At 58.0% G+C, this 18245-nt stretch carries 13 protein-coding genes and 3 pseudogenes; 9 read left to right on the forward strand and 7 right to left on the reverse strand.

The window, feature by feature from the left end:
* Nucleotides 1–37: 37 nt before the first annotated feature.
* The 3 genes and pseudogenes from GGD67_RS14000 to GGD67_RS14010 form a co-directional block, all read right to left on the reverse strand.
* Nucleotides 38–223 (reverse strand): hypothetical protein, encoded by a 186-nt coding sequence (locus tag GGD67_RS14000; protein WP_210286465.1) that lies wholly within the window; start codon nt 221–223, stop codon nt 38–40.
* Nucleotides 220–1851, reverse strand: a pseudogene (tnpC, locus tag GGD67_RS14005) (IS66 family transposase). Before tnpC (GGD67_RS14005) ends, GGD67_RS14000 begins: the two are co-directional and overlap by 4 nt.
* An 801-nt stretch (nt 1852–2652) precedes the next feature.
* A pseudogene (locus GGD67_RS14010) lies at nt 2653–3416 on the reverse strand (IS66 family transposase); the annotation flags it as partial.
* A gap of 23 nt (nt 3417–3439) precedes the next feature.
* Here GGD67_RS14010 and GGD67_RS40135 point away from each other — a divergent pair.
* The 7 genes and pseudogenes from GGD67_RS40135 to tnpC (GGD67_RS14045) all read left to right on the forward strand — a co-directional run bounded on the left by GGD67_RS40135 (nt 3440) and on the right by tnpC (GGD67_RS14045) (nt 9067).
* A complete protein-coding gene (locus GGD67_RS40135) occupies nt 3440–3688 on the forward strand; it encodes a hypothetical protein (RefSeq protein WP_179733529.1) in 249 nt (82 codons plus the stop codon).
* 71 nt (nt 3689–3759) lie between these two features.
* Nucleotides 3760–3903, forward strand: coding sequence for a hypothetical protein (locus GGD67_RS40140; protein ID WP_409411353.1), 144 nt, complete (start codon nt 3760–3762; stop codon nt 3901–3903).
* A gap of 202 nt (nt 3904–4105) precedes the next feature.
* A complete protein-coding gene (locus tag GGD67_RS14025) occupies nt 4106–4267 on the forward strand; it encodes a hypothetical protein (protein WP_179733532.1) in 162 nt (53 codons plus the stop codon).
* A gap of 696 nt (nt 4268–4963) precedes the next feature.
* Nucleotides 4964–6406 carry a UbiA family prenyltransferase gene (locus tag GGD67_RS14030; protein ID WP_179733533.1) on the forward strand — a complete coding sequence of 481 codons (1443 nt, stop codon included), beginning with the start codon at nt 4964–4966 and terminating at the stop codon, nt 6404–6406.
* Nucleotides 6407–6721: 315 nt separating this feature from the next.
* A complete protein-coding gene (gene tnpA, locus GGD67_RS14035; RefSeq protein WP_179733535.1) occupies nt 6722–7042 on the forward strand; it encodes an IS66-like element accessory protein TnpA in 321 nt (106 codons plus the stop codon).
* Nucleotides 7043–7124: 82 nt separating this feature from the next.
* A complete protein-coding gene (gene tnpB / locus GGD67_RS14040) occupies nt 7125–7412 on the forward strand; it encodes an IS66 family insertion sequence element accessory protein TnpB (RefSeq protein WP_409411354.1) in 288 nt (95 codons plus the stop codon).
* Between the two features lie 17 nt (nt 7413–7429).
* Nucleotides 7430–9067 (forward strand): annotated as a pseudogene (gene tnpC / locus GGD67_RS14045) (IS66 family transposase).
* 316 nt (nt 9068–9383) lie between these two features.
* Here the strand turns inward: tnpC (GGD67_RS14045) and ccrA are convergent.
* Nucleotides 9384–10655 carry a crotonyl-CoA carboxylase/reductase gene (gene ccrA, locus GGD67_RS14050; protein WP_179733537.1) on the reverse strand — a complete coding sequence of 424 codons (1272 nt, stop codon included), beginning with the start codon at nt 10653–10655 and terminating at the stop codon, nt 9384–9386.
* A gap of 423 nt (nt 10656–11078) precedes the next feature.
* Between ccrA and GGD67_RS14055 the strand changes: the two genes are divergently transcribed.
* Entirely contained in the window at nt 11079–11807 is a 729-nt protein-coding gene (locus GGD67_RS14055) for an enoyl-CoA hydratase/isomerase family protein (protein ID WP_179733539.1), read from the forward strand.
* Nucleotides 11808–11946: 139 nt separating this feature from the next.
* Complete coding sequence (gene proB / locus GGD67_RS14060) at nt 11947–13068, forward strand: glutamate 5-kinase (protein ID WP_409411366.1); 1122 nt, start codon at nt 11947–11949, stop codon at nt 13066–13068.
* A gap of 89 nt (nt 13069–13157) precedes the next feature.
* On the opposite strand, the gene GGD67_RS39740 is transcribed toward proB, so the two are convergent.
* The 3 genes from GGD67_RS39740 to GGD67_RS14070 all read right to left on the reverse strand — a co-directional run bounded on the left by GGD67_RS39740 (nt 13158) and on the right by GGD67_RS14070 (nt 18239).
* Nucleotides 13158–13283 (reverse strand): hypothetical protein, encoded by a 126-nt coding sequence (locus tag GGD67_RS39740; RefSeq protein ID WP_283814115.1) that lies wholly within the window; start codon nt 13281–13283, stop codon nt 13158–13160.
* Nucleotides 13284–15489: 2206 nt separating this feature from the next.
* Nucleotides 15490–17943: an AAA family ATPase gene (locus GGD67_RS14065; RefSeq protein ID WP_179733543.1), complete on the reverse strand. Its 2454-nt coding sequence runs from the start codon at nt 17941–17943 to the stop codon at nt 15490–15492.
* The gene (locus tag GGD67_RS14070; RefSeq protein WP_246790786.1) at nt 17940–18239 is read right to left on the reverse strand and encodes a hypothetical protein; all 300 of its coding nucleotides are present in this window, start codon (nt 18237–18239) and stop codon (nt 17940–17942) included. Before GGD67_RS14070 ends, GGD67_RS14065 begins: the two co-directional genes overlap by 4 nt.
* Between the last annotated feature and the right edge of the window lie 6 nt (nt 18240–18245).

Genomic DNA, 18245 nt, shown 5'->3' on the forward strand with positions numbered 1-18245 from the left:
GCCGCAGGGTTACCGCCTGAGTAGTCCAGGGTTGTCTTTAGAACTCGATGAGCTCGATGAGGTTCTCGATTCCGAAGTCGGAGAACGCCTTGACGCGGTCTTCTCCGATGCCATAGGCCCAGATGACGCCGTCCGCGATCTCCATCTCGTTGGCAATGTCCCACAACCAATCGACCATAGTCATGGTGGTGACGTGATGGACCTTGTTGACGTGGGTGGTCAAGCGGCTTGAGCGGAGAGCGCTGACGTCCAATTCCAGGGCAGAAGTTCGTCGAGCCGATGAGCCGGATGGGCGGCAATGTGGGCAAGAACATCGGCCGGCCAGGCTTGCGGGTCGACGCCGTTCATTTTTGCCGTGACGATCAGGCTGTACATGGCCGCCGCACGCCGTCCGCCGCGATCGGAGCCGCGGAACAGCCAGGACTTTCGGCCAAGAGCAATGCCCCTCAGCCCTCGCTCGGCGGCATTGTTGGAGAGGCACACGCGCCCGTCCTCGAGGAACAAGGTGAAAGCTGGTCCAGCGCTTCAGGATGTAGTTGAACGCCTTGGCCAGGTCATGCCCACGGCAGAGCTTGGCGAGTTGTTCCCGCATGTAGACCTGAAGATCATCGACCAAGGGACGGCTCAGCATCTGCCGCACCTGAAGGCGCTCCTCGACACTCTTGCCATTGATGGAGCGTTCGATCTCGAACAGCGCATCGATCCGCCGCACGACTTCGATCGCGATCGGGGAGAGCGGGATTTCCTTTTTCCGGCGCCCTTGCGCCGCGCATTCTCTTCGATGTCGGCCATGGCGAAGAACGGGCGCCTTCCATGCGACCAACAGGCAGCTTCCCGGATCGGTTGGGGTTGGCGCCCGGCGAGATAGAGCTGGTTGTAGCCGTCATAGGCGTCGGCCGGCAGGATGCCGGCATATCGAGCCAGATGCCCCTGGGGATGCTCGCCCTTGCGGTCGCGCGAGTAATAGAACATCCCCCCGGCGGGTCCGTGCTTCCAAACGGCCCTTCGTCCCGGACGTAGATCCAGCAGCGGCATTATCGGTCTTGCCTTTGGCTAGGACAGGCTCGGTCGTATCGTCGGGATGAAGGCGCTCGGCCGCCATGACATGAGCTTCCCCCAGGCGCAGCAGGGTATCCCGCGAGGCACAGACCGCCCCAACGGCATCCGCCCTGGTCGACAATGCGATCGGCACTCCTTCCAGAGCGTAGCGATCGGCCTGGCGGTTGAGCGGCTGATGCTGACCGAACTTTTCGAACATGATCATGGCCAGGAGGCTCGGGCCAGCCGATCCCCAAGCGATGGCATGGAACGGCGCCGGCGTCTGACTGATCTTCTCGCAGTCGCGCCAGGAGAACTTCTCCCGGACCGATCACCTCCACAGGCGCGGCACGACTTCCAGCGTCCGCTTCAGGTCCTCGCTGAGCTTGCGAGGGCGATTGCTGCCGCAGCATTCACACTGCGTCGGCCCATCGATCACCACTCGCTGGGGGGAGGTGCTAGGGTAAGGTCTGGCGCTCGGCGCGCTTGCGGGTAAATCCCCGCACCGTCGTCGTCTTGGCCCCGGCCTGTTCCGCCGCCAGCTCGTCCTCGGTGGCGTCGGCTTCCAGCTCTTCGACTGCCAATGCCAACTGCTCGATCAGTCGCGCCGAACGCTCTGACGTTGCCTCTAGATCTAATGCTTTAACTTGGCAACCCGCAGCTTCTGCTGAGTGATCAGCGCTCCGTCTTCCGACGCTTTCGCGCGGGAGACCCGAGCTCGGCGGGAATCTCCAAACCCTTCGCGCGCTCGACCGCGAGCGCCTCTTTAAGGGCGGCAACGTCATCCGGATCAGCGTCGCGGTCGGCATCCATGCGACGCAGTGAATCACAGATCGAATGCGTTGGGACTCCCCAAAACGCCGGCCGCCGGGAGATTTTCCTGGATCATCCTGCGCTCAATGTGGAACGTCCAACCAAAAGAGAGACGCTATCTGACAATACGGAAATCAGTTCAAGTGCGTCCGAGGTCGACCTTCGTGTCGCACGGGCGGAAGTTGCCTTGTGATGAGGTTGGGACAAGCTGACGGAACGGGAGTTCCCGGGAAATACTCCGGGTGCCGATACCGCGGCGCAGATGTAAACAGCTGCCATCGAAGCCTCAGGACAGTTGTGGAGACACAACTTGCCACACTGAGACGAGATCGTCGGTTCTCCGCGTAGCTTGTTCGCTTGTTCACCAAAAATTATGGCGTATTCACGCCTAGATCGGAGACGACTTGTGTTGAGAGCTGGCACGATAGCGATCCAGCGAAGCTACACGTCGAGAAAGAACGGCCAGATACTTCTCGTGGGCAAGCGACTTATGTATCCTTGCGATTAGACAACTCACTCTGGAGGAGAGGATCAGTCCTCTTCCGCATTTGGCGGGTCGATCGTCAGTTAGATTTCTAGCAATCTCTTTTGAGCGGTGCAGCGCTCCACGGCGGACGATGCGGCCTTTATTGCTTGAAGGTCGCAGTCGACGCGTCAAACAAGACAGTTAGTGCTTGGCAATGCGCGATTCATCATTCGTGATCACTATTATGTTATCCTCAGATGAGCGGTGAAATCGACCTCAGTTCTCCAGCAAGCAAGCGCGAGCCGTACTCTATCGTAAGCGGCAAGCCGAGGCCGTTAGGCGACGTGGTTCCATGCCATAGCGCGTCCATTTTTGTTCATTTTTACCGTCTGCATCAGTGGTGCGATGATCGCCCAGGTTTGTCCGGCGTCGTCGCCGCAGCGAAGAGGCTATTCTTTCTCCGGAATCGTTTGTGGCCGGATGGCGCGTTCGACAATGTTGGAGTCCAGCTCGATGCGACCATCAGTCAGGAAGTTGGAAGATGGCACGGCGCGAGACGGCATAGCGGATCGCCATAGCCAGTTTTGATTTGCCGGAGATTCGGCGCAAGGTCTGCGCCCAGAGATCGAAGAGATCTGCGATGATCGCCGCGGACGCTTGCTGGCGCGCGGCAACGCAAGTGTCGCGGCTTTGACCGCGCGCCGTTTTCTCGACCTGCCAGAGCTTCGCCATCCGCTGGAGCGTCCCCGTTGCGACTTCCGAGCTCCCTGCAACATGCCGCTCGTGTAACTTGCGTCTGCAGTTGACCAGCAGCAAGCCAATGTGATGCCATCATTGCCGCGGATCGCGCGAGCCTGTTATAGGCAGCATAGCCATCCACCTGCAGGATGCGCGATAACCATTGCGGTGCCAGACGGCGCATTCGCCGCAGCGGCTGTTTCAAAGCGATAAGCCCATGGGGAGACCGCTGTGGCCAAGGTTGGGTCATCTCGGACCTAGGACCATAGTTAGGCCGTTTTTCGAGAATGAGTGTCCGTAAGGTGGTTTCATCGGTTCGGCCTTCGCTGAAGATGTAGTCGGCCATGATCTCGCTGACGAAGTCGCTTTGAGCGGCAAGTCGCCATGGCGGCGCTGATCGCCAGGCGCTATGTCTACATGAACGCCTATGGCACGACGAAAACCGTTATGATCCATGCCCCGGCAAGCCCTGGCGGCAGCAAACCATGCAGTACCGCGATCGAGGCGATCAATGTCCTTTATGACGAGAACTTGATCGAAAGCCGCCCAGACCGGCTCCTGGTTGCTCGAATGACTGCGCGTGCTGCAAACAACAAGTTACCTGAAGATTACCATGGAGGTCCACGCCATTGACCTCATGATTGTTATGGAGTTCAGAACTGCTCGACGATAGACTGAAGGGCTCCCTCTCCGGGTTCGTTAGGGTGCTGCTGCTGCGCGGCTCCGATGTGCTGGTGGCATTCACCGAATACAATCGCAACGTCATCCGTCTCGAGCCGCCGCTGATCGGCACGTGCGACCATATCGACAACTTCATAGATGCACTCGACAGTCTTCTCGAACGCTGATTTATCTCCATCGCAATGGATTATGTGAAAAGCTAGGTCAATCAGATGGAAAAGGGTGGCATGGCGGAGCAGCTGGAATATACGCCGAGCCGACCGTGCTGTTACATTGGGTTCAATTACAGCACGCTGCGACCGCTACGCCTCGCCCCCTCGGCCCTCTTCGCACTTTGCGATGACGCGTTGCTCAACGGGATCGAAGCGCATGACCAGGATCACCGAAACCGCAAAGGTGATGAGCGTCGTCCAGAGCGCGTTCCCGAAGCACGAAATGAGACATAACGGTTTAGTCGTACTGACCATCATCGTAGCATTACATACTCAGGTGTTCTTCGCCGGTGATCTGGAAGTCCGTCAGGTGAAATGATTCTTTGTCCGTCATCTGACAAGGGTACAATCGCTGTCCGGTTGAGCACATTGGCCGCGGGCACGAATCACAAGCATCTCGATGCTAATCAGAAGCTTAACCCCATGCCTGATCTCTGGCATGACGGTTGCTACCACGCGAGCAAGAAGTAAGAGGTTTGAGCACGCGCAGATGCGTGAAACGCGTGATGCTCTGCTTCCATAAAACCGACTCGCTCCGTCATTTGAGTGGGAAGCAAGCTCGCGCATAAAATTACTCAAGGAGTCGGAATAGCTTTGGAAAGGAGGATGGTGCTGCATATAGTCCCCTTCATCCCTGATCAAAGTGGATGGCGGACTGCAGGCGCACTTCACGTGCTTTCGCCCCGGAGCATCTGGCTCGGCGAATTGTGGGCAAGCTGGTGACACGCCCCTGCACGGCGCTGCCCCATCTGGTCCAATTGCAAGACGGCGGACTCCAGCTGATCGGAGGTGCCGCCACGGTTGAAGGGCGGACTAGTGCCAGAACCAAGCTTGACGCGCGGTTTGCTGATTGCGCCGATCTAACGAAGAATGGCATTCGTGCGTCCGGACAAATGACCAGCCGTTTCCATCTTCTATGCGAGAGTCCCGCATGATTTGTGTTCGAGAATTAAAACCAGGTCTGCTCTCGGGCACACGTTTTGCCCAACAGTTACTCGACAGGAGCTAACGAGCAATGCCAGTTAGAGTCGCCGATTCTAAATTTCCACATGGAAAACCCCTGGTCGTAGATCTGGACGGATCTTTGCTGCTTACCGACGTGCTGTATGAGTCGCTTCTAAATGTCTTACCTTTGGGGTTCCGCGCGGCATCCGCAGCGCTCCGGAGCAACGGCAAGGCGGCCTTAAAACATCATTTTGCGCAATCGTCCGAGCTGGATTATGCGACCCTTCCTTACAACACGGATGTTACGGATTTAATCCATTCGGCCAAGGCGCAAGGCAGAAGAGTTTACCTCGCTACCTCAGCAAACGCGAAACATGCGAAGGCCATCGCAGATCACTTGGGCGTCTTCGACGGCTGGTTTGCTTCTGACGACCAAACGAATTTGTCAGGAGATCTGAAGGCCAAACTACTTGCAGCTGCCTTCGGTAAGAATGGATTTGATTACCTCGGCAACGGCCCCGCAGATTTTCCGGTTTGGGACGTTGCAGATAAGGCATACGCTGTCGGCCTTTCAAACTCGCTAAAGCGTCGGCTCGCTACTCTCAAAGGAAGTAACTACATCGCATTGGATGACGGAAATGCGGGTGGACGGGCGTGGTTCAAGAGTCTTCGGGTGCCTCAATATGTGAAGAATCTTCTCATTTTTCTGCCTTTAGCGGCTTCTCATCGATTGTCATTGGCCGATCTCATTGCGGATGTGATCGCCTTTCTGGCTTTTTGTTCTTGCGCATCAGCGGTTTACATTATCAACGACCTACTGGATCTTAAGTCTGATCGTGCGCACCCGACCAAGCGTGCTCGCCCTTTTGCGAGTGGGCTTCTCCAGCCTCGCACTGGCTTGCTTACCGTCCCGGCGCTGCTCGTATTCTCACTGGCGCTTGCAATTACAATCTCGCCTGAGTTTGTTGGCGTATTGTTTTGCTATCTTTCGCTAACGAGCGCCTATTCAGTTTATTTCAAACGCAAGATGCTTTTGGACGTACTGGTGCTCGCAATGCTCTACACGACTCGCATTTTCGCAGGTGGCCTCGCAGCTCAAATACAGATTTCGAATTGGCTTTTCAGCTTCTCCATGTTCATTTTCACGTCGCTCGCGCTAATCAAGCGCTACGTTGAACTAGCGACGAGGCTCGACCGCAGCCTCTCAGATCGTTCAGGCCGGGACTATAGGATCGGCGATCTTGATGTCGTTGCGGCTCTGGCTGCTGCAGCTGGCTTGAACGCTGTCACAATCTTTGCATTCTATGTTACGTCTCCGGATGTACAGATATTGTATCGGCACCCGAAGGCACTATGGCTTATCTGTCCAATTCTTCTGTATTGGATAGGCCGGGCGCTCATGATGGCGCACCGGCGTCTGATGGACGACGACCCAGTCGTCTGGGCATTAAGGGACCGCACAAGCGCTATAGCTGTCGCATCTATGATTGCGCTAGTTATCGTCGCCATTTGATGCAGCTAAGATTTCGATTGCACCAAATCCCGCAAACGCTGTTCTCATCCTCGGAGCCACGTTGGACGTTTCCAGGGCAGCTGCCCTTGCCTTCGCCCCGAGATGGCGGACAGTACGCTCAAGAGTTCATTGGAGGGCAGCACTCCTAACGGAGTACGTATCTCCTCCGCCAAAGGCCGCCTTGTCTGACGAAAGCAAGCGCTGCAGGTCCTAGGGGTAATCCTAGGAGAAGCGCTATGACAAGTTCGAGGGCGGAGGTGATCACATCGGTCGAGCGGCGGCGCCGGTGGTCGCAGGATGAGAAGGAACGGCTGGTTGCAAGCATCGCTTGAGCCCGGAGCCAATGTTTCCGAGGTGGCTCGCGTGGCCGGGCTTCATGTGAGCCAGCTGTTCAGGTGGCGCAAGGAGCTTTGCAAGCACGCTGAAGCGAGTATAGCGCCGTTCGTGCCGGTCGAGATTGGGCCGTCTGTGCCGCGGCGGGAGGTGGCCGAAGCGCCATTGACGACGGCGGTGCGTCGACGAAAGAGCCAGGGCATCATCGAAATTGATCTTGGTACCGGGCACCGCATCCGGGTTGGTGGCGACGTTGATGGAGACGCGCTACGTCACGTTCTCGATGCTTTGGTCCGCCGATGATCCCGGTTCCAACGGGCGCGCGAGTGTGGCTCGCGACAGGCTACACTGACATGCGCCGAGGCTTTCGTCGTTGGCACTCCAAGTGCAGGAGGTGCTGCGCAAGGACCCGCTCAGCGGTCATCTGTTCGTCTTCCGCGGTCGCCGAAGCGATCTTGTGAAGGTGATCTGGCACGATGGCCAGGGAGCATGCCTGTTCACCAAAAGACTCGAGAGAGGAAGGTTCATCTGGCCATCGGTTGCCGGTGAATCGGTAACGATCTCGCCGGCGCAGTTGAGCTACCTGTTGTCCGGATCGATTGGCGCAACCCTCAAGAAACCCAGCGTCCGACGCGGGTCGGATAGTGGTTTTGGGTTTGAATCTGCTGCTTGATCTGATTCAATGGCTTCATGATATCGAAGCCGGACGACCTTCCGTCGGATCTTGCGAGTGCCCTGGCGGCGCTGCAGGCCGAACGTGAGGCGCGGCTGCAAGCCGAGGCGGTAGCTGCCAATGCGCGGGCGGAGCTGTCGGCCAACGAGGCTCTGATCGCGCAGCTTGAGCTGCGGATCGAGAAGCTCAAGCGCGAACTATACGGGCAGCGCTCCGAGCGCACGGCGCGGCTGATCGAACAATTGGAATTGGAGCTCGAAGAGCTTGTCACCACGACGAGCGAGGACGAGCTTGCCGCTCAGGCCGCGGCGACGAAAACCCAGAGCGTGCGCGCCTTCACGCGCAAGCGGCCGGTACGCAAGCCGTGGCCGGTCGAGCGCGAGCGCGTCGTCATCGAGGCCCCGAAGAGCTGTGCCTGCTGCGGCGGATCGCGCCTGGCGAAGCTGGGCGAGGATGTGACCGAGACGCTGGAGGAGATCCCGCGCCGGTTCAAGCTGATCGAGACGGTGCGGGAAAAGTTCACCTGCCGCGATTGCGAGAAGATCAGCCAGCCACCGGCACCGTTCCATGCCGCGTCGCGCGGCTTAATCGGTCCGCAATTGCTGGCGACGATCCTGTTCGACAAGTTCGGCATGCATATCCCACTCAACCGCCAGAGTGTGCGCTTTAAGGCCGAGAGGATCGACCTGCCGTTGTCGACGCTGGCCGACCAGGTCGGCCACGGAAACTTCGCCGTCATGCCGCTCTTCCAGCTGATCGAGCGTCATGTACTCGCAGCCGAGCGCCTTCATGGCGACGACACCACCATCCGCATCCTGGCGAAGGGCAAGTGCACGGCCGGCCGGATCTGGACCTATGTGCGGGATGACGGGCCCTACGGTGGGCCTGCGCCGCCGGCGGCGGTCTATTACACCTCGAGCGACCGACGGAGCGAGCTTCCCCAGAAGCACTCTGGCTGCCTTCGCCGGCATCCTGCAAGCCGATTGCTATAGCGGTTTCGAGCCGTTGTTAGACCCGCAAAAGAAAGCGATGCCGATCACGCCGGCATTCTGCTTCGCCCATGCGCGGCGGGGCTTCTTCGACCTGGCCGACATCGAGAAGAATGCCAGGGAAGGTCGCAAGGGCAAACCGATCTCCCCAATCGCACTGGAGGCTGTCAGACGCCGCGATGTGTTGTTCGAGATCGAGCGCGCCATTAACGGCCGCAGCGCCGACGAGCGGCGTGCCGTGCGCCAGGAGAGAAGCAAGCCGCTGCTCGATGACATGCACGACTGGCTGCTGCGCGAGCGAGAAACCCTCTCGCGCTCCTCCGAGGTCCTGAAGCCCATGAACTACATGCTCAGGCGCTGGGCCGACTTTGCCCGTTTCCTCGACGATGGCAGGATCTGCCCGCCGCCGAAAGAGCGTTGCGCGGCATCGCCTTGGGAAGGCGCAACTGGACCTTCCCCGGCAGCCTACGCGGCGCCGACCGCACGGCCATCATGCTGACGTTGATCACGACCTGTCGCCTGAATGACGTCGATCCCAAGGCCTGGCTCGCCAACATCCTAGCCCGTATCGCCGATCTTCCTGCATCGCGTCTGCACGAACTGCTTCCCTGGGAATGGAAGCTTCTGTGCCAAGCCGGCAAGCTCGACGATCGGCAAGCCGCCTGACCTTCACCCAACGCTATCATACAGCTCGCCACGCCCGCGCGTACGCGGCAATCAGGGGGCCTTCGTCGTATGCGTACCGGAGTACTCGCTGACATTCAGTTGCAGATGTTGAGGTTTCCCAATGGCCGCGCTTTAGTTCTCATCGATCACCAGGACTGGATTTTCAGGGCAGGGTCACGTACGGATTGGAGCCCGGGACGTCGAACGGAAAATCGGCCGCCCACGGCACAAACAGCTAGGACATGGTCGTCTATGACGGCGCGCCACAGGGCCCGAGGTCCGTAAGGATAGTGGATATCCGGCTATCGGGCTCGATTTAGCTCATAGGCCGCGCAGCACCTGCCTGGACTAGAACCGCCATGTTTCCGGGCTGGTGTCGGTTTCTCCACATTTTCCAGTGCGCGCGCGGAATTTCGGTCCAGGTGAACACTTCGGAAAGGCAGGGATCTATGCGTCGCTCGAGAACCAGCCGATTAGCTTCCCATAACTGATATGGGTTCGCGGAGTGGCTACCCTGGATCCTTTTGTGCCGCATCCAGATAAAGCGTGCGTCCATCGTAAGATTGTAACCTGAGGTGCCACCACAGAACACAACCATTCCGCCTCTTTTCACGACATAGCAGCTCACTGGAAATGTCGTTTCTCCCGGGTGCTCAAACACCACGTCGACGTCGTTGCCTTTTCCTGTAATCTCCCAAATGGCTTTGCCAAAGTGGCGCACCGTTTTCATGTAGTTGCTGTACATGGCGGTCTCATTGACATCGGGAAGTCGGCCCCAACAATCGAATTCCTTCCTGTTTATCACGCCTTTGGCCCCCAACGACATGACATAGTCGCGCTTCGACTCGTCAGAAACGATGCCGATTGCGTTGGCTCCCGTGACGGTTGCCAGCTGGACTGCCATGGAGCCAAGCCCGCCGGCGGCTCCCCACACCAGAACGTTCTGACCTGGCCGGACAGCGTGTGGTGGATGACCAAACAGCATCCTGTATGCAGTACCGAGCGTGCCCGCATAGCAGGCGCTTTCTTCCCAGCTAAGATGTGTTGGACGAGGCAATAACTGATGCGACTGCACTCGTGCGAATTGCGCAAGCGATCCGTCCGAGGTCTCATAACCCCAAATTCTTTGAGAGGGCGAGAGCATGGGGTCGCCACCATTGCACTCGACGTCGTCACCGTCGTCCTGATGGCAGTGGAGAACCACCTCGGTACCCACCTTCCATTTCTTCACGCGCTGTCCGACAGCCCAAACGACTCCAGCAGCATCGGAGCCGGCGATGTGATGAGGGCGCCGATGTATATCGAAGGGCGACACGGGCTTTCCGAGCGATGCCCATACAGCATTGTAGCCAACCCCGGCAGCCATAATCATGACCAGGACGTCCTCGGGTCCGATCGCGGGGGTATCAAGCACCTCCACCTGCATCGCAATCTCTGGATCCCCCTGTCGCTCCGGCCGTATCACCCAAGCATACATGTGCCTCGGAATATGACCCAACGGAGGAACTTCTCCAATGTCGTAAAGATCCTTCTCGACGGGCTGGGCGCGGTTCGCCACGGACGGATCGTAGTTGGCTTGTTCAGTCATTCCGCTCACGTGTACCTCGTGCAAAATGAAATGGATGGGTGCCCTCGCGGCTCCGCCGGACACTATTCGCGCGGATCAACCAACGGGCTTCGGCGCCGCTGCCGACCTGTCGCGCCGCCTTCAACTCGCATCCGCCATCGCCCCGAACTTCGGATGCGAAAGCTTGAGCGGTGCCCCTTGGCCTCTATAGTTTTTCGGTCGCTCCACTGTACATCTATTCTAAGAATTTATAAACAAAAACGACACCTGTTATAAGAATTTTAATTAGGCTTGGTGTGCAACTCTGATAAGGTTTTGAACGATCCGAAAGCAGGCCGGCGGATGGCAATAGGTGGTGGACAGACGGCAGACATCGAGCTCAATCGATCTTCGCCTCGCAGGCCGGGGACCGAAGCGATATCTTCAAAGCTCACGGAGACTTACATGAAGGCACTGAATGTTTACATGAACGGAGACGTGCTTGTAGCGCAGTTCAATCGCGAGAAGCCGGTAAACGCCCTGAATCGAGAGCTTGAGCGAGGCCTCGTCGAGGTTTGTCAATCGGCCCAGCAGGACCCTCGCGTCAAAGCAATAGTTCTTACTGGCGGCGTGGACCGCTCTTTCTGTGTTGGAGGCGATCTGACAGAATCAGGCGAGGTTAACACGGCGACCGAAGTTGAGGACGTCGCGATTCTGGGCGTAACAAAGCCCACGGTCGCGGGCATTGACGGGTACGCAATAGGCGCCGGACTCCAGATGGCGCTTTGCTGCGATTGGCGTGTGGGAGCGGCAACAGCCAAGGTGTTCGCTCAGGAACTCAAGCATGGTCTGTCTTATCCGATCGGCGCCTACATGCTGGAGAAATCGCTTGGGCGCGCGGCAATGTCGAACATAATCTTCGGATGCGAGCCTGTACCGATCGAGTGGGGCACAGAACAGAAATTATTCAATGAGATTGCTGAGGCGAAGGATATCGTGAAGGAGGCGGTCTCGCGAGCCGCCGTCTTTGGCGCCTATCCGGAAGTCACACATCGGCGTACTAAGGAGTTTGTGAACCGGTCCTTCATTGCGGGGCTGCATAAGCTGGCTCCCGTGGCCAAAGACATTATTCTTGCTGGCTTCCACAGCAACTCCGCCAAAGCTCATTTCGCGCGAGTTCTGGGTCGAAAATAGGGAGCCAAGGCAGAGGCAAGATCATCGACGAGCCCCTGCCGCGCTATCACTTGCTACGGGGCGAGCTATGGCCAGCGAGGATCTTACTCAGTGTACTGGGGCGACCAAATATGAGGCCCGGAAGGGAAGGCCAATTGCGCTGGAGCCTGGATCCCGTACAACTCTTGCTTCCGCGCGGCGCGTCATTGTGAAGGTTGGCTCGGCTCTCGCAATCGATCAATCCAGCGGCACAATTAGAGATTCGTGGCTTGAGATGTTAGCCAGGGACATCGCGCGGCTCTGCGTCCGCGGACAGGATGTCGTGCTGGTTTCATCCGGTGCCGTTGCAATCGGAAGACATGCTCTTGGTCTTGGCCAGAGAAAGTTGCTGAAGAAAGACCGGCAGGCTGCCGCCGCGGTGGGGCAAATGCAGCTTACCAGAGCTCATAGGGAAATATTCGCGCGACATCGGATGACGGCTGCGCAGGTGTTGCTGACTCTGGATGATACCACCGAAAGGCGACGCATGCAAAATGCTCGCGCAACGTTGACCAATCTTCTGACCTTTCGAGCGATTCCCGTGCTAAATGAAAACGACGCCATCGCGACTAGCGCAGCCAGCTTTGGCGACAATGATCATCTTGCCGCCAGCGTTGCAAGGTTGATCGGAAGCGACACCCTGGTGCTCCTGTCCGACGTGGGCGGCCTGTATACGGCGGACCCGCACGGAGACCCAGACGCCTCTTTAATCAAGGAGGTGCATGAGATTACCCCGGAGATCGTGAGGATGGCCGGCGGAGCGCGTTCCGATTATAGCGCCGGCGGCATGGTGAGCAAACTCGCCGCGGCGCGGATTGCAGTTGCCTCTGGATGCGTCACCATAATCGCAGACGGTCGTGAGGCCTATCCGCTCTCAGCAATCGATGCAGGTAAGCCGTGTACTTGGTTCCATCCTTCGAATGCCGCTCGCGTCGCGCGAAAAAGGCGGATCGGAAACACGCTGAGGCCGAACGGCGTCATTGTTGTTGACCCTGCGGCAGCGATGCAGGTCCGATCAGGAAATAGTCTTTGCGTCGGAGGAGTGCAATCGTTCGATGGAGACTTTTCTCGGGGCGATGCTGTTATTATACGAGACGTCCACGGCAGTGAGTTTGCCAGAGGGCTTACGATCTGGTCGAGCGCGGAACTGCGCTGTGTCACTCGGCAGCACAAGGAAGGAGCGCGGATCGCGTCTGGGCTTAACCGGGTCGTTGACAGGGACGATCTGGCGTTTACTGACTAGGTGATGCCCGAGCACGAGCACAACCGGTCGGCCGTCCTTTCAGCTGATATGGGCCTGCTCCATTGACTGGTTAAGCAGCGAGCGGCGATTCAGATCGCCAGTTCGGCCGGGGCCGCTTCAAAGGCGAGGTAAGCATCGCGCTGCGAACAAACACGTGCCATACGGCCCATCTCCGGCCGAGTGCGCTGTTCATCAATGATGAAAATCGGATCCATTTGCATACTGCTTCAAATTGCCAGCTACATCGGCTATCGCAGCTCCCAACAGCACGGTCGATATTCCAAGATCCAGCTCTGCTATCTCAACCTCGGCATACCTAAGGAGGTCAAGGATACTGAGGAGCTGCTCTCGTCGTTGAGAGTCCTGCAATGCCCGTGACACGTCCGAATGGTCTGTTTGACATATCATTTGCAACCTCGCTCCATAGATGCGTAAGATTCCAGCTCGTGTCTTGCGATGTTTGAGGCGCCGATTGCACCATTTGGCTTTCCGCTGCTTGAGATGGCGCTTCCGGACCCGCACGACTTGTCAGCGGAACTATTGAATACACCACTGTTCTCCACGTGTCGTGGTCCGGTCGACTTTACATCGTCTTTTCCTGTATCATGGGTCACACCGAATACTGATCATCATCATAAAAGCAAAACGAGGCAGGGTGCTCTCCCATTTCTGGTAGGAACTGCAAATCGTCTGGCCACATGTTTATTCGCTCACCTCGGAATCATTGAGCCCTCGTGACGTTCAGCATGGAAAACGAACCGCCTAGGTCGTACGCCGCCTCACGTCGGGCGAGCTTTCCGATGCTTGAGCGTCTCGAACGCCGGTGAAACATTCGCGGGCGCTGGTCGCAAATGGAGAACTGGGCGAATGAATGTGTTTGTGGAGTTTGGCATGCAATTATCCGAACGCGTTAGCCCTTGCTCCATCTACAGACGTCGGGAGGCAGCTAGAACACAGGCGTAAATGGCCGCTAATCCTGGCCCCAGAGTTGCGACCATGTACAAGGTCCACGTCGTGGTCGGGACGTGCACTTTCAATGAAGGTCTCAACGTGAACGCTGCAGCCAGCCGCCGTCGATGCACTCAAGCCTACGACGCTGTTCATAATATCTGGCTCTACAAGCACCCACCCCCAAGGATCTCTTGGCGCTTCGCAGCGGCCGGCACACGGACACTCGGCCATTGCGTGTACTTGGTTCCAAGGGAGGATCGCAGGAAGGCAGGGAAAAAGTGATTGTGCTCTTCCTACCAGAAATGAGAGGCCCCGCCCGCTTGATGTTGCTCTACTTTCGACTGCCGGGATAATTGATTTCGCAACGCGTTTTTAAAAGCGGCGAAACGGAGAGCCGATCCCCTGACATCGTATGGACACATAGATCATGGCTATTCGTCAAACGGGAAACTCGAGGTGCGGTTCTCATCGCGCGGTTCAATCACTCGAATGCTCATAACCGGATGAACTTGGAACTTGAGAACGCCATTTGCACCGTTGCCGGGAGACAGAGGACAACCCTGCGATATGCGCTTTGGTATTGACAGGCGAGAATGAGCCATCCTTTTGTGCTGGCGGGGATTCAAGGAGGTAGCCCGGCTTTCCGGAAAGGCGGCAGCGGAGGGAGCTATTGACCGGTTAATTGAACTCTACTCCACGATACTCAAACTAACGAAACCAACAATCGTCGCAGTGGAGGGTACGCAATTGGCATCGGCTTTGAGGTTGCGCTATGCTGTGATTGGCCCGTAGGCTCGCCGAGAACCAGACTGGCCATGTGGCGAATTGAAGCACGGCATTACGTGTACGATCGGTGCTTACATGCTCGAGAGGTTTCTGGGACGATCGGCGATGTGGCGCTCGCGCTGATTTCATTTACGGATGCGAGGTCATTCCGATTTCGTGGGCAACCGACCACAAATTGCTTCACGAGATCGTTGATTCGAAACACCTCGAACAAAAGGCAGTCGCCCGCGCAAAGATTCTCGGTGAATTTCCTGAAATCACTCTGAAGGAGTCGGTGAATCGGAACTTAATCACTGGTTTGCAACGCATCGCGCTCGACGCAAAAAAAGCATATGCAGCTGGCGTTACGAGCCACGCGGCCTTCTTGTGCAGCGAAGCCGAAGTCTCTGCACCATCCAGGGCTAAGCCGGATCACAATTGCTGCCGTCGCGCTTCCTTACGAAGATCGGTCCGTGATCATCGAGATCATCGGCTTTGCCGATTTCGTACCCGCCTGAGATTGTCGCAACGCGCCGTTGCGAGCTGTAGGCCCAGGCATTTCCACGAGAGAACTCGATGCGAGCGAGATAAAGAATATCCGTTCTCTTCTGTCTTGAGGCCTTATAGACCCCAGCGGATTGTGCCGTGCTGAAGGCTCATGGCTTGGCGCGGAAGAGGATTGCAGGTTTCTGCAACTCCGCCTAGCTACCTTTTTTGCAGGAGGTTGAAGTTGAACGCTCCGCATCCGCATCGCAGCGCTTCCTTTTTTCCTCGATCGGGAACAACGAACAGCATCTCGTTGCAGATCTCGCAGGCGAATGCGCCGGTAAACTTCCGGAATGCCTTCACAACCGGAGCAAAATCCTGGTTCCTCAGGTCGGCCCATTCATTGAAATGTACGGCGGTGTTGATCTGCCAGTTCTCATAACCGGTCTTGGTCTTGGTTTCGCCGAAAGCCATTTCGATCGCGGTGATGCGCTCAGCGACGTCCTTCTGGTTCCAGGAGTGGGCGGCTACTTTTGCTTTCTTGAGCAAGTCGCCGAGCGCGCTGGTCGCCCTCGGAAGAAGGTCGCCGAGCATGAACTGGGCATCGCCACGGAATTCCACACTGGCGCGCAGGCGATCGCACGCTTCTTTGGCGAAATGCTCAAGGTAGTGGCGCAGCAGCGCAGCGGCGCCGCGCACATCGTTCTTCGCGGAATAACCTCCCAGTTCCGCCCAGACATCGCGGTCGTCCCATTCGGTTGGACCGAAATCGACCGTCCAGGTTCGGAAGTGCGCAAAGTTCCGGTGCTTGATGAGGCCTTCCGTTTTCATGTGCCGCAGCCAGATCTCGTCATGCGTCGTGAAGATGAACTGGGTGTTGGGAAATCTGTCTTTCAAGAGAGTGCACACCTGACGTCGGTGGCCAGCGTCGACGGACATCAGCACGTCATCAAGGACTGCAAAGGTAAAATTCGTCCCGAGCAGATGGTTCATGAGCGCAAGATAGAGGCAGAGGCCCATCCCATCTTGATGGCCCTCGCTATGATATGCCCCCGGAGGGAAATGACCGCGCCCGTAGAAGTCTACGTCGAAGCCGAGCTTGCCGATCGAGGGCATGAGCTTCGCCGTGAAGGTGCTTTCGTCGTCCTCGTTGATTTTTCGGTAATAACTTGCGAAGGCCGCCTCAACCTCCTTGTAGATCCTTTCGAGCGCAGCGGTAGTCACCGTCCCATAGGTGCTAGACACCTTTGTGGCGCGCTCGGCGCGAAGGTTGCCGGCCGCGAGTTTCAAACGCGCCGTGCGATAGTGTTCGAGCCGCTCTTGCGCGAGCACGAGGAAGTCGCGCGCGGCATCCTGCCGGGTCGGCTCTGGAATCGCCGCGATGGTTGCATCGAGGGCGGTCATCGTGGGCTCCAGATCCGGGACGATGTGAACGGCCGCGAGAACTGCGCGCGTGTCTTCGAGCGGCAAAAGCTTTTGAAGCTGCTCGTATCGGCCACGTAGAACGGTCCTGAATTTCGCCAGTTCGGAGGCGTCGATCCTAGGCGATAACAGGCTCGCATAATCGATCATGATGTTCAGCGCGGTGCCGGCGGCATGAAGACGGTCAAGGATCGGCTTCAGCTCCGCTTCGAGCGCGGCCCGGCGCTTGCTCACATCGTCGAGGTGGGCGAGGCTTGCGGCCAGATGACCCCTGAAGACATCGGGCTCGAATGGCGTGTCGCAGACCGGGCAAGCCGTTCCATCGTAGAGGTCCAGCGCCGACTTTAGAAGCGCTTCGCGCGACAGACCGGTGACGCTGTCGCCATCCTTGCCGAGTTCGGCCGCATTGGTATCGGCGGTCGAGCAGGTCTGTTTGAACGCATCGGCCTGGAGCGCCTGGAGTGCTTCCCTCAGCGTGGCAAGGTCGGCAGCGGCTTGTGTCTTCGGCACGCGCCCTGGCCCGGTGCTGGTGGTCGCGGTCAGCCCGTCCTTCAGCGACGTGTTGGCGTCGAGCTCCGGCAGAGGGGCCAGCCCAAGAAGTGCGCGATGTGGATTGACCGCATCGAGGACCGACTTCCTGGTGAGCTGGGCAGTGTCGAGCGCTGCAAGAAGATTCGTGATCGCGTCCTTCTCTGCTCGTTCGAGGCCAGCAAGCTCCTTGGTAGAGGCGTTGGCGATCTTCTGCAGGACGGCGCGGAGCTTCTCGACCTCATCGAGACGCAGAAGCGACTGAACCTCCTTCGCTCGATGCCCTGGCTCGGAGAGGACATAGCGGATCAGTTCGCGGCGTGAGAGCACGAATTCAGGGTGGAGATTGACGCTCTCGAACGCCGCGATGACATCCTGGTCGGCAGGCGTAATTTCGGGCGCGCTTGCCGATTTGACGGATCGCCGAATCCGGGCCTTCTTGTTGCTGAGCCCGGGGATAGTGACGTCGACTGTCACTGTTGCGGCCTCTGGCTTGTTGCGACTGTCGACGTGCGGGCCGTGCGCTTTGACAGAGAGGCCTCCGGTCCCGGCGCCGGCGAGGCGAGAAATGTCGCCGGTCAGAGCGAACTCGATCGCGTCGACAATGCCGCTCTTGCCGGTCCCATTCGGTCCGCATGCAGCGAAGTTCTGGCCCTTGAACTCGAGGGTCAGGTCACGAATGCCGCGAAATTCCGTAATATGTATCGTCTCGATCCGGATCATGGCGCATCCGGAAATAGGGCGGCTCGTATGGCGGGTTCGTGGAGCATGCCCTCCTCAAGTACAACCTTGCGGAGCCCCGACGCCACCTGCCCGAGGCCTTCCTCCTTCTCCAGAACATCGAAGAACTCGCCAAGAATGGTGGAGGCGACGGACTTAACTTTCGCGGGTGGCTCAGCCGCCTCGATTTTATCTTCCGTGGTGTCCAAGCTGTTTACCCCGCTGCGCAACCAGGCGCGATGATTCTGATCGCCATAACTCGCCGGCTGTTCGCGATGAACCCCGTCACCGACAATCATAGCTCG

The organism is Bradyrhizobium sp. IAR9, assembly GCF_013408065.1.
GTDB lineage: Bacteria > Pseudomonadota > Alphaproteobacteria > Rhizobiales > Xanthobacteraceae > Bradyrhizobium.

Bases quoted from the DNA above. Each gene is read 5' to 3' on its own strand.
- GGD67_RS40135 (WP_179733529.1), top strand. From the start codon at position 3,440: ATGGCGGCGCTGATCGCCAGGCGCTATGTCTACATGAACGCCTATGGC.
- GGD67_RS14025 (WP_179733532.1), top strand. From the start codon at position 4,106: ATGACCAGGATCACCGAAACCGCAAAGGTGATGAGCGTCGTCCAGAGC.
- GGD67_RS14030 (WP_179733533.1), top strand. From the start codon at position 4,964: ATGCCAGTTAGAGTCGCCGATTCTAAATTTCCACATGGAAAACCCCTG.
- ccrA (WP_179733537.1), bottom strand. From the start codon at position 10,655: ATGACTGAACAAGCCAACTACGATCCGTCCGTGGCGAACCGCGCCCAG.
- GGD67_RS14055 (WP_179733539.1), top strand. From the start codon at position 11,079: ATGAAGGCACTGAATGTTTACATGAACGGAGACGTGCTTGTAGCGCAG.
- GGD67_RS39740 (WP_283814115.1), bottom strand. From the start codon at position 13,283: ATGGATCCGATTTTCATCATTGATGAACAGCGCACTCGGCCGGAGATG.
- GGD67_RS14065 (WP_179733543.1), bottom strand. From the start codon at position 17,943: ATGATCCGGATCGAGACGATACATATTACGGAATTTCGCGGCATTCGT.
- GGD67_RS14070 (WP_246790786.1), bottom strand. From the start codon at position 18,239: ATGATTGTCGGTGACGGGGTTCATCGCGAACAGCCGGCGAGTTATGGC.